Annotated in this window: 25 protein-coding genes; 12 read left to right on the top strand and 13 right to left on the bottom strand. The window is 69.9% G+C overall.

Annotated elements, in window-relative coordinates; translation table 11 throughout:
* Window positions 1-1,382 (top strand): GGDEF domain-containing phosphodiesterase (locus AB0B48_RS19185; protein WP_357203172.1); only part of this gene is annotated, 1,382 nt, incomplete at its 5' end.
* Between the two features lie 6 nt (window positions 1,383-1,388).
* On the opposite strand, the gene AB0B48_RS19180 is transcribed toward AB0B48_RS19185, so the two are convergent.
* On the bottom strand, window positions 1,389-2,408 hold the full coding sequence (locus tag AB0B48_RS19180; RefSeq protein ID WP_357203169.1) for a LacI family DNA-binding transcriptional regulator: 1,020 nt from the start codon (window positions 2,406-2,408) through the stop codon (window positions 1,389-1,391).
* A 112-nt stretch (window positions 2,409-2,520) separates the two neighbouring features.
* Here AB0B48_RS19180 and AB0B48_RS19175 point away from each other — a divergent pair, with 112 nt between their 5' ends.
* The 3 genes from AB0B48_RS19175 to AB0B48_RS19165 all read left to right on the top strand — a co-directional run bounded on the left by AB0B48_RS19175 (window position 2,521) and on the right by AB0B48_RS19165 (window position 6,075).
* Entirely contained in the window at window positions 2,521-4,986 is a 2,466-nt protein-coding gene (locus AB0B48_RS19175; protein WP_357203166.1) for a glycoside hydrolase family 2 protein, read from the top strand.
* A 309-nt stretch (window positions 4,987-5,295) separates the two neighbouring features.
* Window positions 5,296-5,466 carry a hypothetical protein gene (locus AB0B48_RS19170; protein WP_357203163.1) on the top strand — a complete coding sequence of 57 codons (171 nt, stop codon included), beginning with the start codon at window positions 5,296-5,298 and terminating at the stop codon, window positions 5,464-5,466.
* Window positions 5,467-5,538: 72 nt separating this feature from the next.
* Complete coding sequence (locus tag AB0B48_RS19165) at window positions 5,539-6,075, top strand: hypothetical protein (RefSeq protein WP_357203160.1); 537 nt, start codon at window positions 5,539-5,541, stop codon at window positions 6,073-6,075.
* A 118-nt stretch (window positions 6,076-6,193) separates the two neighbouring features.
* Here the strand turns inward: AB0B48_RS19165 and AB0B48_RS19160 are convergent, their stop codons facing one another.
* From AB0B48_RS19160 to AB0B48_RS19135, 6 genes are read right to left on the bottom strand one after another with little or no spacing between them, the layout of a single operon-like run.
* The gene (locus AB0B48_RS19160; RefSeq protein WP_357203157.1) at window positions 6,194-6,937 is read right to left on the bottom strand and encodes a copper homeostasis protein CutC; all 744 of its coding nucleotides are present in this window, start codon (window positions 6,935-6,937) and stop codon (window positions 6,194-6,196) included.
* A complete protein-coding gene (locus tag AB0B48_RS19155) occupies window positions 6,934-7,953 on the bottom strand; it encodes an asparaginase (protein ID WP_357203154.1) in 1,020 nt (339 codons plus the stop codon). Before AB0B48_RS19155 ends, AB0B48_RS19160 begins: the two co-directional genes overlap by 4 nt.
* Window positions 7,950-8,819 carry an amino acid ABC transporter permease gene (locus AB0B48_RS19150; RefSeq protein ID WP_357203151.1) on the bottom strand — a complete coding sequence of 290 codons (870 nt, stop codon included), beginning with the start codon at window positions 8,817-8,819 and terminating at the stop codon, window positions 7,950-7,952. The genes AB0B48_RS19155 and AB0B48_RS19150 overlap by 4 nt, the downstream gene beginning before the upstream one ends.
* Complete coding sequence (locus AB0B48_RS19145) at window positions 8,816-9,460, bottom strand: amino acid ABC transporter permease (protein WP_112582064.1); 645 nt, start codon at window positions 9,458-9,460, stop codon at window positions 8,816-8,818. The genes AB0B48_RS19150 and AB0B48_RS19145 overlap by 4 nt, the downstream gene beginning before the upstream one ends.
* A gap of 16 nt (window positions 9,461-9,476) precedes the next feature.
* The gene (locus tag AB0B48_RS19140; RefSeq protein ID WP_357203148.1) at window positions 9,477-10,445 is read right to left on the bottom strand and encodes a glutamate ABC transporter substrate-binding protein; all 969 of its coding nucleotides are present in this window, start codon (window positions 10,443-10,445) and stop codon (window positions 9,477-9,479) included.
* A 19-nt stretch (window positions 10,446-10,464) separates the two neighbouring features.
* Window positions 10,465-11,193, bottom strand: coding sequence for an amino acid ABC transporter ATP-binding protein (locus AB0B48_RS19135; RefSeq protein ID WP_357203175.1), 729 nt, complete (start codon window positions 11,191-11,193; stop codon window positions 10,465-10,467).
* Between the two features lie 163 nt (window positions 11,194-11,356).
* On the opposite strand from AB0B48_RS19135, the gene AB0B48_RS19130 reads away from it, so the two are divergent.
* Window positions 11,357-12,532 carry an ROK family transcriptional regulator gene (locus tag AB0B48_RS19130; RefSeq protein WP_357203146.1) on the top strand — a complete coding sequence of 392 codons (1,176 nt, stop codon included), beginning with the start codon at window positions 11,357-11,359 and terminating at the stop codon, window positions 12,530-12,532.
* 176 nt (window positions 12,533-12,708) lie between these two features.
* Window positions 12,709-13,536, top strand: a complete 828-nt coding sequence (locus AB0B48_RS19125) for a DUF3152 domain-containing protein (RefSeq protein ID WP_357203143.1) — start codon at window positions 12,709-12,711, stop codon at window positions 13,534-13,536.
* A 94-nt stretch (window positions 13,537-13,630) separates the two neighbouring features.
* On the opposite strand, the gene AB0B48_RS19120 is transcribed toward AB0B48_RS19125, so the two are convergent.
* The 5 genes from AB0B48_RS19120 to AB0B48_RS19100 form a co-directional block, all read right to left on the bottom strand.
* Window positions 13,631-15,028, bottom strand: coding sequence for a stress response protein (locus tag AB0B48_RS19120; RefSeq protein ID WP_357203140.1), 1,398 nt, complete (start codon window positions 15,026-15,028; stop codon window positions 13,631-13,633).
* A gap of 331 nt (window positions 15,029-15,359) precedes the next feature.
* On the bottom strand, window positions 15,360-15,785 hold the full coding sequence (locus tag AB0B48_RS19115) for a hypothetical protein (protein ID WP_357203137.1): 426 nt from the start codon (window positions 15,783-15,785) through the stop codon (window positions 15,360-15,362).
* Window positions 15,772-16,425: a hypothetical protein gene (locus tag AB0B48_RS19110; protein WP_357203134.1), complete on the bottom strand. Its 654-nt coding sequence runs from the start codon at window positions 16,423-16,425 to the stop codon at window positions 15,772-15,774. Before AB0B48_RS19110 ends, AB0B48_RS19115 begins: the two co-directional genes overlap by 14 nt.
* Entirely contained in the window at window positions 16,422-16,682 is a 261-nt protein-coding gene (locus tag AB0B48_RS19105) for a hypothetical protein (RefSeq protein ID WP_357203132.1), read from the bottom strand. The genes AB0B48_RS19110 and AB0B48_RS19105 overlap by 4 nt, the downstream gene beginning before the upstream one ends.
* A 15-nt stretch (window positions 16,683-16,697) precedes the next feature.
* Window positions 16,698-16,961: a hypothetical protein gene (locus tag AB0B48_RS19100; RefSeq protein WP_141908162.1), complete on the bottom strand. Its 264-nt coding sequence runs from the start codon at window positions 16,959-16,961 to the stop codon at window positions 16,698-16,700.
* 161 nt (window positions 16,962-17,122) lie between these two features.
* Here AB0B48_RS19100 and AB0B48_RS19095 point away from each other — a divergent pair, with 161 nt between their 5' ends.
* A complete protein-coding gene (locus AB0B48_RS19095; protein ID WP_357203129.1) occupies window positions 17,123-17,695 on the top strand; it encodes an NUDIX hydrolase in 573 nt (190 codons plus the stop codon).
* Here AB0B48_RS19095 and AB0B48_RS19090 read toward each other — a convergent pair.
* Window positions 17,658-18,752: an XRE family transcriptional regulator gene (locus AB0B48_RS19090; RefSeq protein WP_357203126.1), complete on the bottom strand. Its 1,095-nt coding sequence runs from the start codon at window positions 18,750-18,752 to the stop codon at window positions 17,658-17,660. The genes AB0B48_RS19095 and AB0B48_RS19090 overlap by 38 nt on opposite strands.
* A 299-nt stretch (window positions 18,753-19,051) precedes the next feature.
* Between AB0B48_RS19090 and AB0B48_RS19085 the strand changes: the two genes are divergently transcribed.
* The 5 genes from AB0B48_RS19085 to AB0B48_RS19065 all read left to right on the top strand — a co-directional run bounded on the left by AB0B48_RS19085 (window position 19,052) and on the right by AB0B48_RS19065 (window position 23,391).
* Complete coding sequence (locus AB0B48_RS19085) at window positions 19,052-19,345, top strand: DivIVA domain-containing protein (RefSeq protein WP_357203123.1); 294 nt, start codon at window positions 19,052-19,054, stop codon at window positions 19,343-19,345.
* Window positions 19,342-19,593, top strand: a complete 252-nt coding sequence (locus AB0B48_RS19080; RefSeq protein WP_357203120.1) for a hypothetical protein — start codon at window positions 19,342-19,344, stop codon at window positions 19,591-19,593. The genes AB0B48_RS19085 and AB0B48_RS19080 overlap by 4 nt, the downstream gene beginning before the upstream one ends.
* Entirely contained in the window at window positions 19,590-21,626 is a 2,037-nt protein-coding gene (locus AB0B48_RS19075) for a hypothetical protein (RefSeq protein ID WP_357203117.1), read from the top strand. Before AB0B48_RS19080 ends, AB0B48_RS19075 begins: the two co-directional genes overlap by 4 nt.
* Before the next feature lie 117 nt (window positions 21,627-21,743).
* The gene (locus AB0B48_RS19070) at window positions 21,744-22,658 is read left to right on the top strand and encodes a DNA-processing protein DprA (RefSeq protein ID WP_357203114.1); all 915 of its coding nucleotides are present in this window, start codon (window positions 21,744-21,746) and stop codon (window positions 22,656-22,658) included.
* 223 nt (window positions 22,659-22,881) lie between these two features.
* Window positions 22,882-23,391, top strand: coding sequence for a phosphoribosyltransferase (locus AB0B48_RS19065; RefSeq protein WP_357203111.1), 510 nt, complete (start codon window positions 22,882-22,884; stop codon window positions 23,389-23,391).
* The last annotated feature ends 50 nt before the right edge of the window (window positions 23,392-23,441 follow it).

Below are 23,441 nucleotides of genomic sequence, written 5' to 3'. Positions count from 1 at the left end.
GCTGGCCGGACACGCCGGAGTCGCCGCCCGAGCAGGCCCTCGGCGTCCCGGAGGGCGCAGCCACCGCCACGGGCGTCGGCTCCACCTGGTCGCCTGACCACAGTTCCGCGTGGTCGGGGCTCAACCGGCCAGCCGCGTCGGCGGGCGGCACCCCCGGTGACCGGGTCGCCCTGCTGGACGCCCTGGCCGCGATCGGTGACGTTCCGGCGCCGGCCGGTGCACTGCTGCTAGTGGACCTGCACGGCACCGAGGGGTTCGGCCCGACGGCCCGGGAGGACGTGCTGGCCGAGGCGGTGCACCGGGCCCGTGCGGTCATCGCCCCCGACGACCTGGTCACCGGCTGCACGGCAACCGGCTTCGCTGTGGTCACGGCCGCCGGCCCGGTGCTGGCGTACGCGCTGGGCACCCGACTGTTGAGCGCGCTCGACCCGCCCTACCGGCTGGCCGGTGCGATGCTGCGCGTGCAGACGAGCATCGGGTTGGCCGAGGTGAGCGGCGCCGGGCCGGCGGACGTGCTCCGGCAGGCCGAGCTGGCCCGGCGACGGGCCGTGCAACTGGGCCGGGACCGGGTGGAGTGGTACGACGCGTTCCTGGAGGAACAGTTGGTGCGCCGGCTCGACCTGGAACGCGAGCTGCCCGGTGCGGTGGCGCGCGGGGAGCTGGACCTCGTCTACCAGCCGGTGGTCGACCTGGCCGACGGGCAGCCGGTGGGCGCTGAGGCGCTGCTGCGGTGGCGCAGCCCGGTGCTCGGCACTGTGCTCCCGGCCGAGTTGCTGCCGGTCGCCGAGGACCTGGACCTGGTCGGCGAGTTGGAGTGGTGGGTGCTGGACCGGGCCTGCCGGCAGTTGTCCAACTGGTCGGTGGGCGTCCGGGAGCTGTGGATGGCCGTCAACGTCACCACCCGGGAGCTGACCACTCCCGACTTCGTCCAGCGGCTCGCGGCCGTGCTGGCCGCGTACGGGGTGCCGCCGGAGCGACTGGTGGTGGAGGTGAGCGAGCCGAGGGTCGCCGGTGACCTGTCGACGGTGGTGGCTCGGCTGGCCGGGCTGCGCTCGCTGGGCGTACGCACCGCGTTGGACGACTTCCGGGCCGAGCACGCCTCGCTGGCCCAGCTTCGCCGCCTGCCGATCGACCTGCTCAAGGTGGGCCCGGAGTTGGTGGGCGCACGGCCGGACGGGCAACCGCCGTTGATCGACGTGGTGGTCAACGTGGGCGAGCGGTTGGGCGTCGAGATCGTCGCCGAGGAGTTGGAGTCGTCGACGGAGGTCGAGGGCGCGCGCCGGGGCGGTTGCCGGTACGGGCAGGGGTTCGCGCTGTCCCGGCCGGCGACTGCCGAGCGGGTCGAGGCGTACTTCGAGGAATTCCCCTCAGCGTCCCGCTGAACCGGTTCATCTCCCTCGCGGCGGTGCGGTGCTGCCACGCGGCGTGAGGTGAGGTGTCTCGTCCTGCACCCGTCCGGCCGGTTGCCCGGCGACGACGGCGAGCAGTTGCCGGGCGGCGTGCGCGCCGTACGCCGGGATGTCCCGGCCCAGCGCGGTCAGCGGCGGGTGCACCAGCCGACACAGCGGCGAGTCGTCCCAGGCCACGATGGACAGGTCGCCGGGCACGGTAAGGCCCATCTCCTGAGCGACGGAGAGGCCGGCGATGGCCATCACGTCGTTGTCGTAGACGACAGCTGTGGGCCGGCCGGCCGAACTGAGCAACCGGCGGGTGGCCCGGCCGCCCTCCTCGCCGGTGTAGTCGGACCAGACGGTGACCGCGTCGACCAGACCGAGCCGCTGGCAGACCGCCGCGAAGGCGTCGGTGCGGATCTCGGTGTGCCGCAGCTCGGGCAGACCGGCGACCCGGGCGATCCGGCGATGCCCGAGCGCGGCCAGGTACTCCACCGTCTCGCTCAGCGCGGCGGCGTCGTCGGACCAGAGACTCGCCAGCTCACCGGTGCCGCCGGGACCGCCGATCACCACCGCCGGCAGTTGCAGCTGTTCGAGTGCGGGGATGCGACGGTCGTCGGTGCGCAGGTCGCAGACGAGCACCCCGTCCACCCGTCGTTCGCCCCACCAACGCCGGTAGACCGCGATCTCGGCGTCCGGGTCGGCCACCACCTGGAGGGTCAGCGCGTACGAGCGGGCGGAGAGTTCGGCCTCGACGCCACTGATCAGCGCCATGAAGAACGGCTCGACGCCGAGGGTCCGCGCCGGGCGGCACAGGGCCAGGCCGACAGCACCGGCGGTGGCGGCCGAGAGGGCGCGGGCGGCGCTGCTGCGGCTGAAGCCGATCTCCGTGGCGATGGCGAGGATTCGCTGCCGGGTGGCCTCGGAGACGCCGGGCTGCCCGTTGAGCGCGTACGACACGGCGCCCTTGGACACCCCGGCGCGTTGGGCGACGTCGGCGATGGTCGGCCGCTTCACCGGCGTGCTCCTTCGCTCTCTGGCCGTTGACAGCCCCGATTCCGGACCGTAGCGTGGCTCAGCTTATCCGGTTCAGTTGGCATCTTTCGATGCGGGAAGGTGCGGTGACATCGTGAGTCGACAGGCACTCTACGACGGTTGGACGGTGCGGGCGGCCCCCGGAGCGCAGGTGCCCGAGGAGGTCGCCGGTCGGTCGGTGCCGGCGACAGTGCCGGGCTGCGTGCACACCGATCTGCTCGACGCCGGGCTGATCCCCGACCCGTACCTCGACGACAACGAGGTGGCGCTGGCCTGGATCGGGCGCACCGACTGGGTCTACCAGACCACATTCGTCCACCGGGCGGGCGACGAGGAGCGCGTCGACCTGGTCTGCGCCGGCCTGGACACCGTCGCCACGCTCACCGTCAACGGGGTGGAGGTCGGCCGGACCGCGAACATGCACCGCGGCTACCGGTTCGACGTGCGACCGCTGCTGCGCGACGGCAACAACGACCTGGTCGTCACGTTCGACTCCGCGTACCGCTACGCCGAGGCACAGCAGGAACGGCTCGGCGACCGGCCGAACGCCTACCCGGAGCCCTTCCACTTCATCCGCAAGATGGCCTGCAACTTCGGCTGGGACTGGGGGCCGACACTGGTCACCGCCGGCATCTGGCAGGAGATCAGCCTGCACGCCTGGTCGACCGCTCGACTGGCCACCGTCCGTCCGCTGATCACCATGGACGGTCGCGACGGCCGGGTGGAGGTGCACGTCGAGGTCGAGCGTGTCGCGGACGTCCCGCTGACCGTCCGCGCCGCCGTGGCCGGCGTCCGCGCCGAGGTGGTCGTCCCGGCCGGGCAGCGCACGGCCGTGCTCACCCTCACCGTCCGCGAGCCCGCGCTGTGGTGGCCCCGGGGGTACGGCGAGCAGGCCCGCCACCCGATCGCTGTGACACTGCACGCACCGGACGGCGACACAGTGGACAGCTGGTCGCACCGGATCGGCTTCCGCTCGGTACGGCTCGACACCACCCCCGACGCGCACGGCACCCCGTTCGCGTTGTCGGTCAACGACGTCCCGGTCTTCGTCCGTGGGGTCAACTGGATCCCGGACGACGCGTTCCCCACCCGGATCACCCGGGCCCGGTTGGCCGAGCGCTTCGACCAGGCGGTCGCGGCCAACGTCAACCTGTTGCGGGTCTGGGGCGGCGGCCGGTACGAGTCGGCGGACTTCTACGACCTCGCCGACGAGCGCGGCCTGCTCGTCCAGCAGGACTTCCTCTTCGCCTGCGCCGCGTACCCGGAGGAGGAGCCGTTCGGCACCGAGGTCGCCGCCGAGGCCGCCGAGCAGGTGACCCGCCTCGCGCCGTACCCGTCGCTGGTGCTCTGGACCGGCAACAACGAGAACATCTGGGGCTGGCACGACTGGGACTGGCAGCAGGCCCTCGCCGGGCGCACCTGGGGGCGCGGCTACTACCTCGACGTGCTGCCCCGGATCGTCGGCGAGCTGGACCCGACCCGCCCGTACTGGCCAGGCAGCCCCTGGTCGGGCACCGAGGCCATCCACCCCAACGACCCGGCGCACGGCACCACCCACATCTGGGACGTGTGGAACACCGACGACTACACCAGATACCGGGAGTACGTCCCGCGCTTCGTCGCCGAGTTCGGCTATCAGGCCCCACCGGCGTACGCGACGCTGCGCCGCGCGTTGAGCGACGAACCCCTGGCCCACGACTCACCGGGCATGGCGCACCACCAGAAGGCGGCCGGCGGTGACGCCAAGCTCCAGCGGGGCCTCGACGCGCACCTGCCCACCCCGGCGGACTTCGACGACTGGCACTACCTGACGCAGCTCAACCAGGCCCGGGCGATCCAGCTCGGGGTGGAGCACTTCCGCTCCCACCGGGACATCTGCGCCGGCACCATCGTCTGGCAGCTCAACGACTGCTGGCCGGTGACCTCCTGGTCGGCCGTCGACGGCGACGGCCGCCGCAAACCCCTGTGGTACGCGCTGCGCCACGCGTACGCCGACCGGCTGCTCACCGTGCAACCCCGCGACGGCGGCCTGGCCCTGGTGGCGGTCAACGAGACCGCCGAGGCGTGGGCCGTATCGGCCGCGGTCACCCGGTTCACGCTCACCGGGGAGCCGAGGGCGAAGACCTCGGTCGACCTCGACGTCCCGGCGTGCTCCTCGGTGGTGCTGCCGTTGCCGGCGGACCTGGCGCGGCCGGAGGATGTCCGGCGCGAGTTGCTGGTCGCGGAGTCCGGTGGCACCGCGGAGCGCGCGCTGTGGTTCTTCGCCGAGGACAGGGAGGTGGACTGGCCGGCGGCGGCCTGGGACGCGACGGTCGAGCCGGTCGACGGTGGGCAGCGGGTCCGGGTCACGGCCCGCACGGTGCTGCGCGACCTGACGCTCTTCCCGGACCGGCTGGACGCGTCGGCCACTGTGGACACGGCCCTGGTCACGCTGCTGCCCGGCGAGTCGACGACGTTCACCGTGCACGTGGATCGGTCGCTGGATCCCGCCGCACTGACCGCACGCCCGGTACTGCGCTGCGTCAACGACATCGCGTCGAGTCAGCTCACGGCCCCATGATAAGGCTCGAACGATGAAGTAGTGGGCTTCCACGGCTGCGGAGGCCGCTGCTTCCTGATGTCGGGTTGCGTGGCCGCTGGGTGTCTCTGGTGCCGGGTGCCTGAGGTGGCCGGGAGGTAAGGGCTCGTCGATTGTCCTTTGCTCTGCACCCGCGGATGCGACGGCTACGGTCTGCGACTGGTGCTTATCGGGGTGCAGAGCAAAGGGGGCGGGGGTGGCCTGTGCCCCCTCACCACTCGAAGGGGTCCTCGAACTGCTCCAGGATGGCCCGAAGCCGGTCCGCGACCTGCGCGCCACGAGCGGACATCGATGAGCCTCGCCATCCTGGTGGCCCGAGAGCGGCTCCTCGGGCTGCTGCCCGGCCGGGCCGACCGGGTGGCGGTGCACCGCTCGCCGCGCCGGGACCTGCTGGCCGGGCTCACCGTGGCGGGTGCGGGCAGAGCAGCCGCCCCGCTACGGCAGTATCTACCGCGATCATGATTGCCGCTCGCCAGTGCGGCTCACAGACGAGGCGAAGACAGACGTCGAGCCCAGGAAGTAATCGGGGAGCCAATGATCACCGACCATGTCCGGGACGCGGCGGCGACGGCGTTCGTTTTCGGCTTCTTCGCCACCAGCTGGTTCGGTTGGGCGCAGGAGGCGCCCCCGAAGCCGTGGCGGCCGGTGCTCATCGCCGGTTCGGTTCTTTCCCTGCTCACGGCTGCCGCCGGGGCCTTGCTCGCCTGGCGTCACTGGTCGGGCGGTACGGCGTTCGACGCCGACACCAGCCCCACCTTCGGCATCGTCGTCGGCATCGAGTTCGGCGTCGCCGCGGTCGGTGCGGGGGTGCTCGCTCTGCTGCGGCGCAATGAGCTGGCCGCCCCCTGGGTCGCCCTCGTTGTGGGCGTGCACCTCTTCCCGGTTGCGGCGCTGATCGACTACCCGTTGATCTACTTGGTCGCCGCACTCGTCACCGTGGTGGCCGTCGCGGCGGTGCCGGTGGCCCGGGCGCGCGCCGTGGCGGTGAGCGCGGTGGTCGGGCTCGGCACCGGTGGTGTGCTCCTGGTCGCCGAGGTGTCCTCGCTGCTCATCGCCCTGTTGGGCTACTGAGGCCGGTCGCCGTCACACCGGGGTGACATCGCCGGCGCTGGCCCGTCGGTTGGCACCCGTGACCGGCGGGCCTGAAGGTCTTCCTCCAGGCCCGCCGCTGGTCAGGACGTGTTGTCGGTCAGGCGCTGGCGGCGGCGAGCACCTGGCCGACCAGGGTGCCCGAGGTGCCCGAACGCTCGTACTCGGGCCGGTTCAGGCTGCCACCCATCAGCGGCGCCGGGTTGCGGTGCACGGCCGGGCTGTCCGAGCTGACCAGGGCCGCGAAGTGGTACTCGTCGGCGCCGGTCGCCTCGACGATCCGGGCGATGTTGCGCGGCGTGATGCCACCGCCCGGCATGACGACGATCCGGCCGGCGGCCCGGCGCACCAGGTCGGCGATGAGCGGAGCACCCTCCAGCACGCTGACCTCCTGACCCGAGGTGAGCACCCGGTGCACGCCCAGCTCGATCAGCTGCTCCAGCGCGGCGTGCGGGTCACGGGTCATGTCGAACGCCCGGTGGAAGGTGATGCTGGCGTCGCCCGCCGCGGCGATCAGTCGGCGGGTGGTCGGCACGTCGACGTCACCCTCGGCGGTCAACGCGCCGATCACGATGCCGTGCGCGCCGGCCGCCACGGCGGCCCGGACGTCCCGCTCCATGGCCTCGATCTCGAACGGCGAGTAGATGAAGTCGCCGGCCCGGGGACGGACGATCACGTGTACCCGGATCCGGCTGACCGCGCGCATTGTCGTCTCGATGGTGCCCAGGCTGGGGGTCAGCCCGCCGTCGAAGAGCGCGGAGCACAACTCCACCCGGTCGGCGCCGGCCTCCTCGGCGGCGACCGCTCCCTCGACGCTGTCGATGCAGATCTCGAATGTGTTCATGATTCTTCCTTTTCCGTGCGAGGCGATGCCGCTTCGGTCCGAGACGATGCTGTGGCCCGGTCGATGACGGCCGTGACGGCACCGACGGGTACGCCGCCGCCGAGCACCGGCACCTGGCGCAGCGCGTCGGCTCCACCCACCGGTACGCCCACGGCGTCGAGGGCGGCGAGGGCGATTGCGGTGGTGGCTCGGGGCGAACCGTCGATCGCCTTCACCGCCACCGCGTGACCATCCGGTGCGGCCACCGCGAGCACGCCTTCGGCCCCACCCTTGGCGAGGACGCCGGGCAGCGCCCGCATCAGGTCGGTGTTCGGGTGCCCGTTCCAGCCGCCGACGTACTCCGGGTGTTGGCGCATGGCCTGCGCGACCAGCGCCTCGTCGCTGCCGGCGGGCGCGGTGACCAACGCCTGGAAGGTGCGGGCCAGGCCGGTCAGCGACAGGCCGAACAGCGGTGCACCGCAGCCGTCGACAGCGTGGTGCGCGACCGGCGTGCCGGCCAGCCGGGCGACGGCGGCGGCGGTTTCCCGCTGGAGCGGGTGGTCGGGGTCGAGGTAGTCGTGGGTGCTCCAGGACCTGGCGACGCAGGCGACGAGCATCGCGGCGTGCTTGCCGGAGCAGTTCATCCGGATCCGGTCGCGCTGTCCGCCGGCGCGGATCAGCCGGTCCCGGGTCGGTTCGTCCTCCGGCCAGTCCACCGGGCAGCCGAGCGCGTCCTCGGTCAGGCCGGCCCCGGCCAGCATCGCCCGAACCACATCGACGTGCCGGTCGTCGCCGGTGTGACTGCCGGCGGCGACGGCCAGTGCCGGGCCGGTCAGCTCGTCGCCAGCAGCGATCCGGCAGGCCAGTGCCTGCACCGGCTTGAGGGTGGAGCGGGGCAGCACCGGCTCGTCGGGTACGCCGGCGGCGAGGGCGACCGCCCCGTCCGGGGCGAGCACCACGACGCTGCCGTAGTGCCGGCTCTCCACGAAGCCGTTGCGCACGACCCGGGCCAGTTCGGCGTAGCGGAAGATGCTCACCGGGGGGTGTTCCCTTCGAGGAGTGGCGGGGGCAGTTCGGCGGCCCGCCGGCCGCGCCGTCCGCCGAAGCGGCCGTTACGGGCCTGGAGTACGCGGGCGAACTTCGACAGCGAGGCGTTGACCACCAGGTAGATCAGCGCCACCACCAGGAATGTCTGGATCAGCAGGTGGGTGTACGAGGAGAGCACCTGCCCGCTGTAGAGCAGCTCGGTGTAGCTGACCACGAAGCCGAGCGAGGTGTCCTTGAGCAGCCCGACCAGCTGGCTGACCAGGGACGGGGCGAGTTGGAGCAGCGCCTGCGGCAGGACCACCAGTGCCATCACCTGCCCGCGGCGCAGCCCGACCGCGAGGCCGGCCTCGGTCTGCCCCCGGTCCAGCGCCAGGATGCCGGACCGGAAGATCTCCGCGAACGCCGCCGAGTTGGAGACCACCAGCGGCACCACGAGCTTCCAGAACAGCGGGAAGTTCAGCCCGTACTGCGGCAGCGCGAACAGCGTCACGTAGATCAGCAGCAGGGTGGGGACGGTCCGGAAGATCTCCACGTACGCGCCGGCCAGCCAGCGCAGCGGTCGATGTGTCGACAGCCGGCCGAGCGCCAGCAACAGCCCGAGCGCGGCGCTCAGCACGGCGGTCGCGGCGGCGGCGCGCACCGTGGCCCACAGGCCGTTGAGCAGGTACCGCCAGATGGGCCAGGTGGTGAACGGCTCCCACCGGGCGGCGGCCAACTCGCCGTGGCTGGCGAACTGGTAGACCGCCGCGACCAGGGCACCGGCCAGGACGACGGCGCCCAGCACTGTGGCGATCCGGATCCGCCGTTGGGCGCGCGGGCCGGGTTCGTCGAAGAGGATCTGTTGCGTCTTGTTCATCGGACGATCGCCAGCCTTCGTTCGAGCAGGCCGGTGACCTGACCGATGATCAGCGCCAGCAGCATGTAGGCGAGACCCGCGCCGGTGAAGACAGCGATCGGTTGAGCCTCGACCAGGTTCACGGTGTTGGCCGCCTGGGTCAGCTCGACCACGCCGACGGCGGCGGCCAGCGAGGTGTTCATCAGCAGCGCGATGCAGATGTTGCCGATCGGCTGGATCACCGCCCGGAGTCCCTGCGGCAGGATCACGTGCCGCAGGGACTGGCCGAAGGTGAGCCCGATGGCTCGGGCCGCCTCAGCCTGGCCCACACCGACCGTGTTGATCCCGGCTCGGATCGCCTCGGCCAGATACGCCCCCTCGTACACCGCGATGACGATCGCGGCGGACGTGAACAGCGGGAACGTGATGCCGATCGTCGGCAGCGCAAACACGAAGAGCACCAGTAGCGCCAGCAGCGGCAGGTTCTGGAACACCTCCACGTACGCGGTGCCGATGGCGCGCAGCAGCGGGACGGGGGCGATCCGCAGAGTGGCCACGACGATGCCCAGCAGCATCGCGCCGACGGTGGTCACGACGGTCAGTTCGACCGTCGTGACCAGGCCGTGGCCAAGCTCGCTCAGGTGGGCGGTGAGGGCTTCCATCGGTACGAGAGGCTGCTCAGGAGCCGTCGGCGGAACCGAGGGCGGGCGGGGTGGGTGCCCCACCCTCCACCACCGAGCCGAGGGTGCCTTCCCAGACCTTCGCCCACGTGCCGTCGGCCTGGATCTTCTTCAGCCAGTTGTTGACGAACTCCTTGAACTGCGCGTCCTCCTTGTTGAGGCCGATGCCGTAGGCCTCGGTGGTGAACGGCTCGCCCACCACCTTCATCCCCGGGTTCGCCTTGGCGCCCGAGGCGAGCAGCGTGAAGTCCTGCACGTACGCGTCGCCGCGCTTCTGCAGCAGCGCCTGCAACGCCTGCGGGTCGGTGCCGAAGGCGATCTGCTTCGAGCCGGGGGCGGCGGTGGGCAGCGCGGTGACGGCGGGGGTGTTCGCCCCGACGATCACGGTCTTGCCGGCGAGGTCCTTGACGCTCTTGATCGAGGTGTCGTCCTTGCGGACCCCGACCGCGAGGCCGGAGGTGAGGTACGGCCCGGCGAAGGCGACCTGGGTGGCCCGCTGCGGGGTGATCGTGTACGTCTGGAAGACCGCGTCCACCGACTTGGCCTGGAGCATGGCCTCCCGGGTCTGGGTGCCGATGGTCGTCGTCTTCACCTCGGGCTTGCCGATGATGTACTTCGCCAGCAACTTCGCCATGTCGGCGTCGAAGCCCTCGATGGTGCCGCTGACCGGGTTCTGCTGGGCGAGCAGCGGCGCGTCCAGGGATCCGCCGATGTTCAGGTAGCCGCGCTTGCGGATCGCCTCCATCGTCGAACCGGCCGGGATGTCCGCGTCGGTGGCGACCGGAGCCGCGTCGTACACCGACTGAGCGACCACGCCGTCGCCGCCCAGACCGGGGTTGCCGGGCAGCGTCGGAGCGCTGCCGCCACTGTCGCCGCCGCAGCCGGCGGCGGCGAGGGCCACCGCCACCGCGGTGGCGGTGAGGGCGAGCGACCGCCGCCCGGTGAAGCTCATCTTGAGGATTGACATGACACCCTCCCGTTGGGGGCTAGTGCTGGAGGATCTTGGATAGGAAGTCGCGGGCCCGCTCGGTGCGCGGAGCTGCGAAGAAGTCGTCGGGTTCGCCGGATTCGACGATCCGGCCGTCGTCCATGAAGACCACCCGGTCGGCGGCGCGACGGGCGAAGCCCATCTCGTGGGTCACCACGATCATGGTCATCCCTTCGGCGGCGAGGGAGACCATCACGTCGAGCACCTCGTTGACCATTTCCGGGTCGAGGGCCGAGGTCGGCTCGTCGAAGAGCAGCACCTTCGGTTGCATCGCCAAGGCTCGGGCGATCGCGGCCCGCTGCTGCTGCCCGCCGGAGAGTTGGGCCGGGTGGTGGTCTGCCTTGTCGGCGATGCCGACGCGCTCCAGCAGGGCCAACGCCTGCTGCCGCGCCTCGGGTCGAGGGATCCGGCGGACCCGGGTGGGGCCGAGGGTGATGTTGTCCAGCACCGTCTTGTGGCCGAAGAGGTTGAACGACTGGAAGACCATGCCGACGTCGGCGCGCAGCCGGGCCAGCGCGCGACCCTCGGCGGGCAGCGGCTCACCGTCGATCTCGACGCTGCCCTGCCCGATGGTCTCCAACCGGTTGAGGCAGCGGCACAGTGTCGACTTGCCGGAGCCGGAGGGCCCCACCACGACGACCACCTCGCCGGCGGCCACCGTGAGGTCGATGTCCTTGAGCACGTGCAGCGGACCGAACCACTTGTTCAGGCCGCGTACCGACACCATCGGTCGGTTCGCACCCGTCGTCTCCGGTGCCACCAGACGGCCTCACTTCCTTCGACTACAAAACTAAGTCAGCTTCATATCGAACCAACAGCGTCATCTAAAGGTAGCTAGCAAACTAAGTCAACCGGTTGCTTGAACAAACTGCGGGTGCTAAGAAGCTGACGTGACGATTGACGACGCGCCACGCGATGCCCTCCGGGGCGGCCCCCGGGAGCTACTGCGCTGGGTGGCCACCGGTGCGGCCGTCAGTCGGGCCGACCTGTCCCGCCTCTCCGGGCTCTCCCCGTCGACGGTTTCCCAGCGGGTCGAGGCGTTGATCAGCCAGGGGCTGCTGGAGGAGGCTGGTGCCGGGCGGTCCCGGGGTGGACGGCGGCCCCGTCAACTCGCCGTGCCCACCGGCGGCGCGGTGGTCGGCGCCATCGACCTCGGCGCGCATCACGCCCGCGTCGGCGCACTGGATCTCTCCGGGCGGGTGGTCCAGGCCCGCACCCTGCCGGTCCGCATCGAGGACGGCCCGGAGGCGGTGCTCGGCGCGCTACTCGCCGAGGTCGCCACGCTGGTCGGCGGCGATCCGGCGGCCGGCGGCGGCTCGGCGCCAGGTGCGCTCCGCGGCGTCGGCATCGGGATCCCCGGCCCGGTGCAGCACTCCACCGGGCGGATCGTCAGCCCGTCGCGGATGCCCGGCTGGAACGGCTTCGACGTCGCCGCGTTCTGCGCCGGTCGCGTCGACGTGCCGGTCGTCGTGGACAACGACGCCAACCTGATGGCACTCGGCGCGCACCGCACCGCGCATTCCGAGTTGGACCACGCCGTCTACATCAAGGCTGGCACCGGAATCGGCTCCGGTGTGATCTCCAGTGGACGGTTGCACCGGGGCGCGCAAGGGTCGGCCGGGGACATCAGCCACTGCCGGGTGGTGGCCGATCCCGCGCCACCGTGCACCTGTGGAAACGCCGGCTGCCTGGAAGCCGTGGCCAGTGGTGCCGCGCTGGTCACCGCGCTCCGGGAGCAGGGCGTGCCGGTCTCCGACCTGACCGGTGTGATCCGGCTGATCGACGACGGTGACCGACAGGCCACCGCTCTCGCCCGGCAGGCCGGCCGCGCCGTCGGCGAGATCCTGGCCGTGGTGGTCAACTTCTTCAACCCGCAGGTGGTGGCCATCGGTGGTCGGCTCGCCGACTGTGAGCCGCTGCTGGCCAGTATGCGGGCCACCCTCTACGAGCGGTGCCTCCCGCTGGCCACTCAGACCCTGCTCATCGAACGGGTCGCCGCCGGCCAGGACGTCGGCATCACCGGTGCCGCCCACCTGGTGATCGACCACGTCGTAGCGGCCGCCTGACCTCGCTCACAGCGACCGCGTCGCTCACCTAGGGTGACTCGCATCTGTGTTTCATGCCGGATCTATGCGCTTTTGCGCGTGCGTCGGCACCGATCATCCTGACATTTTCCTTACAGGCAGTCACGTAGCCTTCCGGTGTTCCTCACTCACCCGTGACTGCTCCTGGAGGTTCCGACGTGCGGATCAACGGACGGCTGCTCGTGCCGATCTCGTTGGCAGCGGTGCTGGCGACCGCCGCCTGTGGCCTGTCGGCACCGGCGTCCGGGCAGGCCGAAGTCCCACGTTCCGGCCCGAGTACGCAGAGCTCAGCGCCGAGCCTCGACGACACGCCGACCTCCAGCCCGACCCCGGACATCCCGACCGACGCGCAGGTCCCCACCAGGGCCGCCGGCACCTTCACCACCGCCACCGGCAACGGTCGCGTGATCGGCAAGGGCAAGAAGCGGGTGCGCTACAGCGTCTCGGTGGAGAAGGGCATCGCCTGGGGTGAGATCCCCGCCTGGAAGCCGGCCCGGTTCGCCGCGAGCATCGAGCAGGTGTTGGCCGCACCGAACGGATGGGCCACGTCGGCGCAGCACCCGGTCACCAACGCGGCGGTGAACCTGAACCGGGCGTCGTGGTCCTTCCAGCGGGTGGGCAGCTCGACTGTCGACGTCGACGTGCGGCTCGCGACACCGAGGACAGTGGACAGGCTCTGCGGCGCGAGCGGCGTCGACACCGAGGGGGTCTACTCCTGCAAGTACGGCAAGACCATCATGATCAACCTGCGGCGGTGGCTCCAGGGGTCACCGGGATACCCGGTCAGCATCGACGAGTACCACGCCGGCGTGATCAATCACGAGTTCGGCCACTTCCTCGGCTTCGCCCACATGAAGTGTGGCGGTCGCGGCAAACCGGCCCCGGTCATGATGACCCAGACGATGGGCCTGGGCGGGTGCGTGCCCAACGTCAAGCCGTTCGTCGGCAACGGCCAGTTCGTCAGCGGACCGTGGGCGCCGTCCTGACCTGGTGAATCCCCGCCCCAGCCGCAACGTTGATCGACGCTCGACCGGTCATGTCGGGTGAAAGGTCTGAGGTACGGGGCTCACCGGGTTCGGATCATTCCACCGACTGGCTGCCAACTGCAGAGTTGCTGTCCCTCGCCGTCGGCGTATCGAACTCTGGGCTGTCCTGGGACGAAATGGCGGTGGAGACGAGGCTGGCCGCGACCGGCTGCACGGGCGCGACGTCTTCGGGCGTACGCAGGCGCGGCGGGGCGGGCATCCACGGCTTCAAGTTCTGGATGATCTGCTCGTAGAAGTCGTCGATCGCTTGTAATACAGAATCGATGAAGGCGCCCCGTCCGCTGCCACGCTTCGTTCCCGCCGCCGTGCTCTGGGCGACCCGGAACGCCCGAAGCTCGCGGGTGGGGTCGACGATCAGCGTCGTGGGCTCGGTGCGGACCTGGCGCAGGAGATCAGTCGCACCACCGCCTCGGGCATGCATGACGAACGCCTCGATGCGGACCGTCTCCGGCGCGTCCCTCAGTTGGCGAATCAACCAGTTCACCCTCGTGGTCGGTCTGCCGGTACGAGGGGCGTCGACATCGACATGGCAGACGATCTGCCCGGCCCGCAGGTCGGCCATGACCTGGAGAGGGCCGACCGCGCCTGGAATCCTGATGCTGCCGGTCAGGGTTCCGGTAGTGCAGAGTTGGTTGACCAGCGCCTGAGTGCGCGCGGCCGGATCGCTAAGATCGCGGCGGCTCAGCGCAGGGGTGACATCAGTGCCCAACTGTCGTCCGAGACGCAGGCAGGCGTAACGGATCAGGGCGTCGAAGCGCCCGACCACGTCCGCCGCTCCGCTGTCACTGGCCCGCAGCGTTCCGGCTGACACTCCGTCGCGCACCTGCACCCAGGCCGGCCCCATGTCGCTGAATTCCAGCGCGCCTGAACGGGGATGCTCGAGATACCTGATCAGCTCGCCCAGGATCCACGCCTGGTCCGGATCAGCGACGCCGCGGTATTCCTTCTGGATCACCGCTTGGGTCAGGATCTCCGTCCAGGGCAGGTGGTACAGGGCGACCTTGCGCAACTTCCGGCGATCGATCGCGGTCGGATGCTGACCCGGAACGGGGGCGATTTCATTGGAGATCGTGATAAGGGCGTCGAAGCCCTGCTCCCGGGCGATATCCAGGTATGCCTCCAACTGCTCGGTCTTCAGCGCGTTACTGCCGGTCTTTACCTCCACCAGCGCCGTCCACTGCCGCTGTCCTCGCGTGACACGGATAAGACCGTCCGGAAAGAGCTGCTGGTTTCCGAGCTTGAACGGGACTTCGATGAAGGTCTGCACCGATCCGGCCGGTGCGCCGAGGGATTGGGTCAGCGCACGCCCGAACTCCCGGACCGCGCTCATCACCGCCAGCAGGGCGGAGGTCGCTCGACGCTCTTGTTCCTCCGCGCCGTTGATGCCCGACGTAGGGATCAGTCGGGCAGCGAGCCAGGTCTCCTCAGACATGCAAGTGACTCCTCGTAAAGGCGGTGGTACGAGAAGTTACTCGCGATCCGGCGCGGAAAGCGGCGTGACCGTCGGCGCGTACGAACGGAAAGAGTTGCCCAATTGGATGTCGGGGGATCCGCGTGGCCGATTCCGCTTGCCGGTCGGAGACCTAGGCGTCAGCAGTTTGGTCTGTGTCTGCGCTTCTGTCCGGTAACTGACTGCGGGTTGGTTTGCTGGCGCGATCGGGGATCAAGGCGTTGGGGTTCGCGCCAGCAGCCGGAGCTGGAGCGTAGACGGGTCAGCCCTCTTAATCTTGCCGTTCTCTCGGTCGCAGTTGTCCAGTGTCGGCTCACACTCGGTTGGCCAGCGCTACGGCATCGGCGAGCAGTGCGTCTAGGTCGTCGTCGGCAATGGCGTCATTGCCCAAGATGGCTAGGATCACCAGCCCCTGGACGCGGCCGGCCATCTGCGGATCGATGGCTGTCTCGACATCGGGATCCACGGCCGCCCGGATCAGCGTCTCGGCGGCATTGGCGTCGATTTCTGGCGCGCCGGCCGGAGCTGCCGCTCGTATGTCGGCCACGAACCGCATGATCTCTCCGGGAGGCGTCCGTTCGTCGAAGCGTCGGTTGACCGCAAAGTAGAAGACGGCACCGAGGAGGGTTGGGAAGCCGTCCCAGCCGAGCTGGTCAAGGCGGGCCTCGACTCGGTCGTTGGCCTCGTGGTCGCCTCTGACCATCGTCCGGATGTAGTCGACCATCTCAGGGCTGCTCATCAGATTGCTTCCTCTCGCGGCGCTTCTTGGCCATTCTCCAGACACCTCGGAGGCCCACCACGACTGCGCCAGCAGCCATGATGACTGATGTGGCCGGATGCTCCAACTGAGGGCGGTCAACCGGCGTTCCGGGGCTGGCGGATGCAGATGCCGTACTTCCTGTCGATCCCGAGCCCTTAAAGCTCTTTTGCAGCTCGCGAAGACCGGTGGTGATCGACTGTTCAGTCTGCTTGAGGGTGTCCTCGGAATCGTCCGCCTTCCTGACGTGCCGGCGTAGGAATGCCTCGGCTTTCCGACTGCGGCCTTCTGCTTCCTCTACCAGGCGCTCGCCGGACGGCGATGCCCTATCAACTGGGCCGGAGGACGCGGCGCCGGGGGCGATGGTGTTGACATACACGGTGATGTGTCGGGCAGCGTCGGCCAGGAGGCGGGCGTAGCGGCCAGCCTTGTCGCGGGCCACCTCGGCGTCCGCGACAGCGGCGCTCACCCGCCGGTCACTGCTACCCCGCGTTATCGCGGTCAGGTGCGTCACGGCCTGCTCCGCATCCGTCCGGGCCCGTAGCGCCGTGATGGCGGTGGCATCAAGCTTTTCGCGTACGGCGAGAAGCTGCGCGACCAGTGCGGCGATGCTGGCGCTCATCCGAGCCGGTTGAGGTAGGCCGCTGCGTGTATGGCCGTGTTGTCGAAGCGACGGCGGGTCGGTTCGGCCTCCGCGCTGGCAGCGGCAAGCGCCTGATGTACCGCTTTCACGTCGTCGTTCCGACTGCCCCGCAGCACGGCGTCCGCCATTCGGGTGGCCGCCTCCGCGTCAGAGGCTGCCTGGTCGAAAACCCGCCGCCCCTGGCGGGCGGCTTCGATGGCGGCGCGAAGAGACGCCTTGACCTCGCCAACGCTCATCGCTGTGGCCGATGCTCAGCCGAGGACGCTGATGTAGCGGCGGGCCGCCTCCGAGCTGCCCTGCACCAGGGCCATGGCTTCGGCCAGGCGCTGCTTGCTCTGTTCGCCGCGGGCGATGGCTTCGGCGATGGTCGGGTGCCCGGTGCCTGCGGAGATGGCGCGTAGCCGGGCAAGCATCTGTTCGGTGTTGTCGGCGGCGGCACGAATCTGGTTGATGGTGGCGTTGCCCTGCTCGGCGGCCTGCATCAGCGCCGCCTTGACTTCCTCGATGCTGGCCATGCCGCCTCCGTCTTCCGATCGCGCTAACGGTTCCGTTTGCGTGGTCGGACGGACACTATCCGACAGGAAGTCGGCACGCAGCCCTGCATTCACGAGTCAAGATCAGGTGCTGCCGCTACAGATGAGATGTCCGGTGTAGTGGGCGACGGTAGCTTCACGGGGTGCACGAGAACACGACGGGCGAGCCGGGGCCATGGCGGATTCTGGGCGAGCGGACGGTGTATGAGGACCGTTGGCTGCGACTTGATCTGGTCGACGTGGAGCCGCCAGGACTCGAACCCTTCGCCCACCATGTCGTTCGGCTGGATCGTGTCGCCGTCGTCGCCGTGCTCGACGAGCACGATCGAGTTCTGATGTTGCGGCGCTACCGATTCATTCCCGGTAAAACAAGCTGGGAACTGCCCGGCGGCATCGTCGAACCGGGCGAGGGGGCGGTAGCGGCGGCAAGCCGGGAAGTGGAGGAGGAAACCGGCTGGCGGCCCTCGTCTCTGACCCGTGTGGTCACCTACCAGCCGATGATCGGCATGGTCGACTCGCCACATGAAATCTTCGTTGGGCGTGGTGCCACTTATGTCGGCCCGCCAACAGACGCGGAGGAGGCCGGTCGCGTCGAGTGGGTGCCGCTGAGTGAGATGCAGGACCTGATGGCGCGCGGCGAGTTGGCGGGGTCGGGAACCTTGGTCGCCATCCTGCACGTCATTGCTGGCCTGGCGCCCAATCCGTCAAGCCCTTGATCCGATCTATCCGGCGTCGATATCGCACAGATCCGGTCAGGTTCACCAGCGAGCCGGCTTCTCGTAGATGAGAGCGGGCCTCCTCACTTTCTCCCCGGACCAAATGCGCCTGCGCGAGATCGCAGCGCATTCCCGCCGCGGCTCGCACGAAGGTGTCGTCCATCGCGACCAAAGCCGCCGACAACTCGTCGATAGACCGAGGGTCGCCCAGCAGCGCCAGCGAATGTCCCCGCCATCGGCGGAGGTGAGTTTCGTCGAGGAAAATCCCTGGCAGATTGGGGTCGCGAACTCCTGTGACGCCTGAGAGATGTCGGCTCGCTCGGTCAAGGGAGTGGCGGCAGTTGTCCGGGCGTCGGCTGAGCGCCCACAGCTCTGCTTCGGCGGCGGCCAACCAGGACGACAGTCGAGGCGACAACCGACTTCCTCCGCAGGCCTGTGCTTCCTGCACGAGCTGCGCCCCCAGCTCCGGTCGACCGGCATCGGCCAAGACGTATGCCTGCTCGTCCATGGCGTGAGCGAGGTGAAGCGGGTCGTCAGCCTCCCGTGCGGCGCTCTTCGCCAGTTCGTAGTGCCGCCAGGCGCGATCCGCCGCTCCGACATCGAGGGCCTGCCATGCCGCGAGCGATGCGGCTTCTGCCAGAGCGCGTGCGAGCGGTTGCCTGGCAGATGGCAGCACGGCAAATGACAGGCTCTCCTGAAGACGGGACAGATGGCTCTGCATCTGGTCGACAAACTGCGCCGCCCCGAGCTGACGGTCAATGGTGCGGAGAAGTTCCGTCTGATGCCGAAGGGTGTGCACCATTGATTGACCGACCGAGTGCGAGGCGTCGAGTCGTTCGACCAGTCGTGCGTAACCGTTCCCGTCGTCGTCAACGGGCACGCTATCGGAAAATAGTTCGTCATCGGTCGTGCCGAGGAGGCTCCGCAGGATGGCCGCGTAACTGCTTGAGATCTTCCGTCGGCCGTTTTCCCATTCGGAGACGTATACCCCAAGGCTGTTCGTGGAAGCGATCATTACCATGCGTCGGCGGGCATACTGCTCGATCTCATGGACCAACCTTGCCTGGGACCAACCCCTGGCAAGGCGAGCGCGACGCAAGTGATTTGCCATAGCCCTCTGCCGATCGATGCTGGTGGGTTCAGCTTGCCGTAACCGTGTCCCTATTCCAAGTGGCAGCGGTTAACAGCAGCGGGTTAACCCCTGTTGTCTATCGCAGTCCTATGACACCCGGTCTGCTTTGGGCAGCACTCCGCTGCTGTACGGCTGAACAGGCTACGGCGATGGGGTGGGCGACGCCTTAGCGATGCTGCTCGGGCGACGTCGCGTCCAGGGTCACCTGCCGAGGAGGCACTTTCGTGCGCGCGTTTCTCCGTCATCTCCGGGCCGAGCCACCCCGGCCGGTGCCCTATCGGGCGGCCAACTACGTACCCCTGAAGCCCTGGCAGGTCCGTGACCGCACCTTCACCAGGCGCGGCCGGCGTGGCGTGGACGCCGTGGAGGTCGCCGAGTTCCTCGACCGGGTCGCCCACGATCTCGCCGAGGTGTACGCGGCGCTGGGCAGCAGCCGCCGGGAGACCGAGCGGATCAAGGATGCGCTGAGGTGCTGGCAGTCCCAGCGGGCCGGCGAGGACCTGGCGGCCCGCCGATGAGCGCCCGGTGGGTGGCGCACCTGCCGTTCACCGCTGCCGACCTGCCGGCAGCCCAGCACTTCGCCGGCACCCTGGCCCGCTCGCTGAGCTTCCTCACCGAAGTGGACGCTGGTGAGACCACCGTGTCCGCCGAGGACGCTCAGGGCGTACGCCATCGGGTGTTCTGCGACCTTCCGCTCGACGGCGGCCGGCGGTGCGTGCGGCGGGTGGAACACGACGGTGACTGCGCGGCCAGGTGGTGTCGGTGACCACCGTGCCCGTCGTCGTCTGCCCGGACTGCGACGGGATGACCTTCACGCTGGAACCGTGCCGGTGCACCACCTACGGCGACCGGTTCCTCGCCGACGCCGACGCCGACGCCGACGTGCTCGGGCCGCGCCGGGAGGCGTACCGGAGCTGCGAGCAGTGTCGCGGCGCGGGCACCGTCGCGTACCCCTGCTATCGCTGCGGGCGGCGCGGCCGGCGGCGGGCGCAGCTTGTGGTCACCGTCGTGAACCTGGACACCGGCGCTGTCGCGTCCCACCAGGTCGTGCCCGGCGGCCTCGACCCCCACCCCGACCCGGCGGGCCACTGGGTGGTCGACCTTGCTTCCCGGGTACGCGAACTCGCCGCGACCGTCGGCGCGGTGCTGGACGAGGCCGACGGGCCTTCGCTGTGGCTGGACCGGCAGTGGCGGCCCGAGCTGCCCGCAGCGGTTCGGCACGAGCTGGAGGCCCACGCCATCCTGCGAGCCGATCACGCCCCCTGGCGGCTGATGCTGGGCCGATCCACCGCCCCGGCGACCGTCGACCCGGCCGCACGGCTGGCCCGGCTGTGCGCGCTGGCCGACCTGCTGCTGCTCGACCTGGTTGTCGAGGTCCGCCGGCAGGGCGTGAGCTTTTGCTGGGCCATTCGATACGAGGTGCCCGGCTCACCGGTGCCGCTCGCTCCGCCCGGCTGGTGCGGGGACCTGCTGGAGGTGTTGGCCTGCACCGACGTGGCCGACGCGCTTAGCGGCCTTGCCGAGCGTGGCCTGGCCGCTCCCGCCCGGCTGCTGCGCCCCGACTCGCCGCGCCCACCCGCCGCCCCGGCCGTGGACGTCGACCAACTCGAACGGCGCGTCCTCGCTGACTGCGTCGACGCGGCCCACGGCGACGAGTTGCCCGGCGCGCAGGCCCTGTGGCGCAACGGCCGCTGGTGGCACACGACTCTGCGCACTGGCGAGCCGGTGGAGACCCTCGCGGAGCAGCCCACCGGCCAGGTCGTCCGCCGTGTGCGGGTGCCGGTGAGCCGCGGCTACGAACCACCCGACCCGCCCTGGCTGGGTGAACCCGTCCATTGGCGGCCCTGCCCGGACTGCCGACCCCACAGCCGGCTACGCGCCTGCGACTGCCGGCTCGGCGGTCGCGCGGCCGACCCCGACTGCCCGCACTGCTGCGGCGCCGGCCTGCGCCCATCCGCGTTGCACTGCTTCACCTGCGGCGACAACCAGCGGCTGCATCAGACCGTGCTGGTCACCGTCACCGACCTGCGGCACCGGGTTATGCACCTGGCCTGGCAGGCCGGTACGCCCGAAGTGGCTCCGCTGGTCGCCACCCAACCGGGTGGCAAGCCGGTCGTTCAGCTTCCGGACCGATACCGGCTCGGCTCCTGGGCGGCCGTGCTCGGCGCGCGGCCCGACGACCTGGCCGATGCCGACGGCGGGCAGCAGATCAGCAAAGACCTCCGCGACGGTTGTGTAACCCTGCCCTGGGCCGGGGCTGACCCGGTCGGGGAGCACGTCCGCAGCGCAGGCCGGGGCACGGGGGCCGGCCGTCTGATCGTGGTAGCGACGCCTCCCGACGCGCCACCGCTGGCCGAGTTGCTGCGGCTCGCCCTCGGCCTTGACCTGGCCCTGGTGGTGGGCGTGTGCGACCTGCGGCACAACGCCGCAGACCCACTGCTGGCCGACGGAATGCGCTGGTCGGTCGAGATGAAGCCGCCTGACGCACCCGTCCGCCCCGACGACTTCCCCTACCAGCCGAGCCTGGCCGCCGCGCTCTCCTGGTGCGTCGAGTGCCTGACCGACGCCGTCGCCGGGGCCGCCCCAACCGACCCGAGGGCGCCCATTCCGGTGCCCTGCTCCGGGCCGCGTCATGTCGCCGATCCCGTGCAGGACCTGGTGCGCCTGGCGGCCCGGCACGCCGGGCAGGTGATCACCGTGCGCTTCACCCGCGCCGGCTGCACCGTCCACCGGCACGACGACGACGGCGTAAGCCTCCTCGCCGCTGCCCCCGACCTGCGCGATCTTCGGTTGACCTGAGCGCTGAGGGAACATATGTTCGATCACGTGGGGCGATTTGAGGTGCGCCAAGCTTCTCTGCCGGCTCCGCGTGGCCGGTGGGCCGGGCGGCCGGGAGTTGCCTCTACGATCAGGGGCATGGACCGGGTGACGGTGGAGCGGGCTGCGCTGATCGCGCTGCTGCGGCAGCCAGACCTCGGCTGGTCTGATGTCGTGCACGACATTCAAGAGGTCGGCACCGCGCTGGCAGTCCTGCGCCGGGTCGTCGGGCAGACCGACACGCTCTTTCCCGACACCCGCTCCGTCGACTCGCTGATCGAGGCCGCAGCCGGCGACCTAGCGGGCTGGCGCGCCGAGGGCATCACAGTGCGTGCCTTCTTCGACGACGACTACCCCTCCCAGCTGCGTGACATCCGCGAAATGCCGCCGGTGCTCTTCGCCCGTGGTGAGTCGCGCCCCGACGCTCGGGCCATCGCGGTGGTCGGCAGCCGTGAAGCGAGCGATCGAGGAGTCGAGATCGCCAGCTCGGTATCAGAATCGCTGGCCCGCCGTGGCGTGACGGTGGTCAGCGGACTGGCGAAGGGGATCGACACCGCGGCCCACCAGGCGGCACTCGCGGCGGGGGGCCGAACCGTCGCGGTCATCGGCACCGGAATTCGTCACCACTACCCCACGGCCAACCGCGCGCTTCAAGAGCACATCGCAGAGGTCGGACTGGTGTTGAGCCAGTTCTGGCCCGATGCCGCCCCGACAAAGCAGAGTTTCCCGATGCGAAACGCGGTGATGAGCGGCTACGCCGCTGCCACCGTGGTCATCGAAGCCGGTGAACGCAGTGGAGCCCGGATCCAGGCGCGGCTCGCTCTTCAGCACGGTCGTCCCGTGGTACTCACCAGTCAGGTGATGCGACACGACTGGGCACGCGCCTTCGCTGCCCGACCCGGCGTCCACGTCGCGCACGGGACCATGGATCTGGTGGACGCGGTCGACGCCATTCTCGACCGTTCACCGGCTGCGGCCGAGTTGGAGGGCTTTCCTGATTTCGCCAGCCTCTGACCCGTGGGCCAGGGTCCGGGAGTACGTCGAGACGCAGCGGAACTTCCTTCGAAATCCCCTGCCCACCCTTCCGTGGATCTGCCCGACGTGTCGCGGTGTCCGCACTCCCGGGTTCGACTACTGCTACCCCTGTCAGGAACACCAGACGGCGTCTGGTGGCCTGCTCGCCGACGTGGTTGCTCCAATCGCTTACTCGCCGCGTACCAGTCAGCACCACCACCACTTGCGCTTGTACAAGTCCACGCCGGGGTCGGCCCAGGCTAGGTGGAATCTGCTCGCACTGCTGTTGCTGTTCCTGCAGCGGCACCTCGACTGCGTCGCTGACCGGATGGGCGGTGCGCCGACCCACGTGGTGATCGTGCCGAGCACCAAGGGCCGGGCTCATCCGCACCCCCTGCAGAATCTGATCGGCGATCGTCTTGGACTGCCGTGGCTCGCGGCGCTGTCCAATCCCCGCCACGGATCTGAAACGCGGACGTTCCAGCGCGACTGGTTCACCGTCCAGCTTCCGGTCGAGAGCGGCAGCGTTCGGCCGCTGGTCCTGGACGACACCTGGACGACCGGTTCCCGGGCACAGTCGCTGGCGTACGCGTTAAAGAGCGCTGGCGCGTCGTCGGTGGCGGTCGTGGTGCTCGGGCGGCACATCAGGCCGGAGCATGTGGCATCCCGACCGCTGCTGAAGGCGATCGAGGATCCGATGTTCGACCCGGCTAGGTGCGCTGTAGAACGTTGATGTCGGGGTGTGCCCTCCGACCGGTAAACCCCCCATCACGTATTTAGGCG

This window comes from Micromonospora sp. NPDC049089, assembly GCF_040648775.1.
Classification (GTDB): Bacteria; Actinomycetota; Actinomycetes; order Mycobacteriales; family Micromonosporaceae; genus Micromonospora.
The sequence above is the reverse complement of the archived record's forward strand: the minus strand, read 5'-3'. Positions and strand labels throughout refer to the sequence as shown.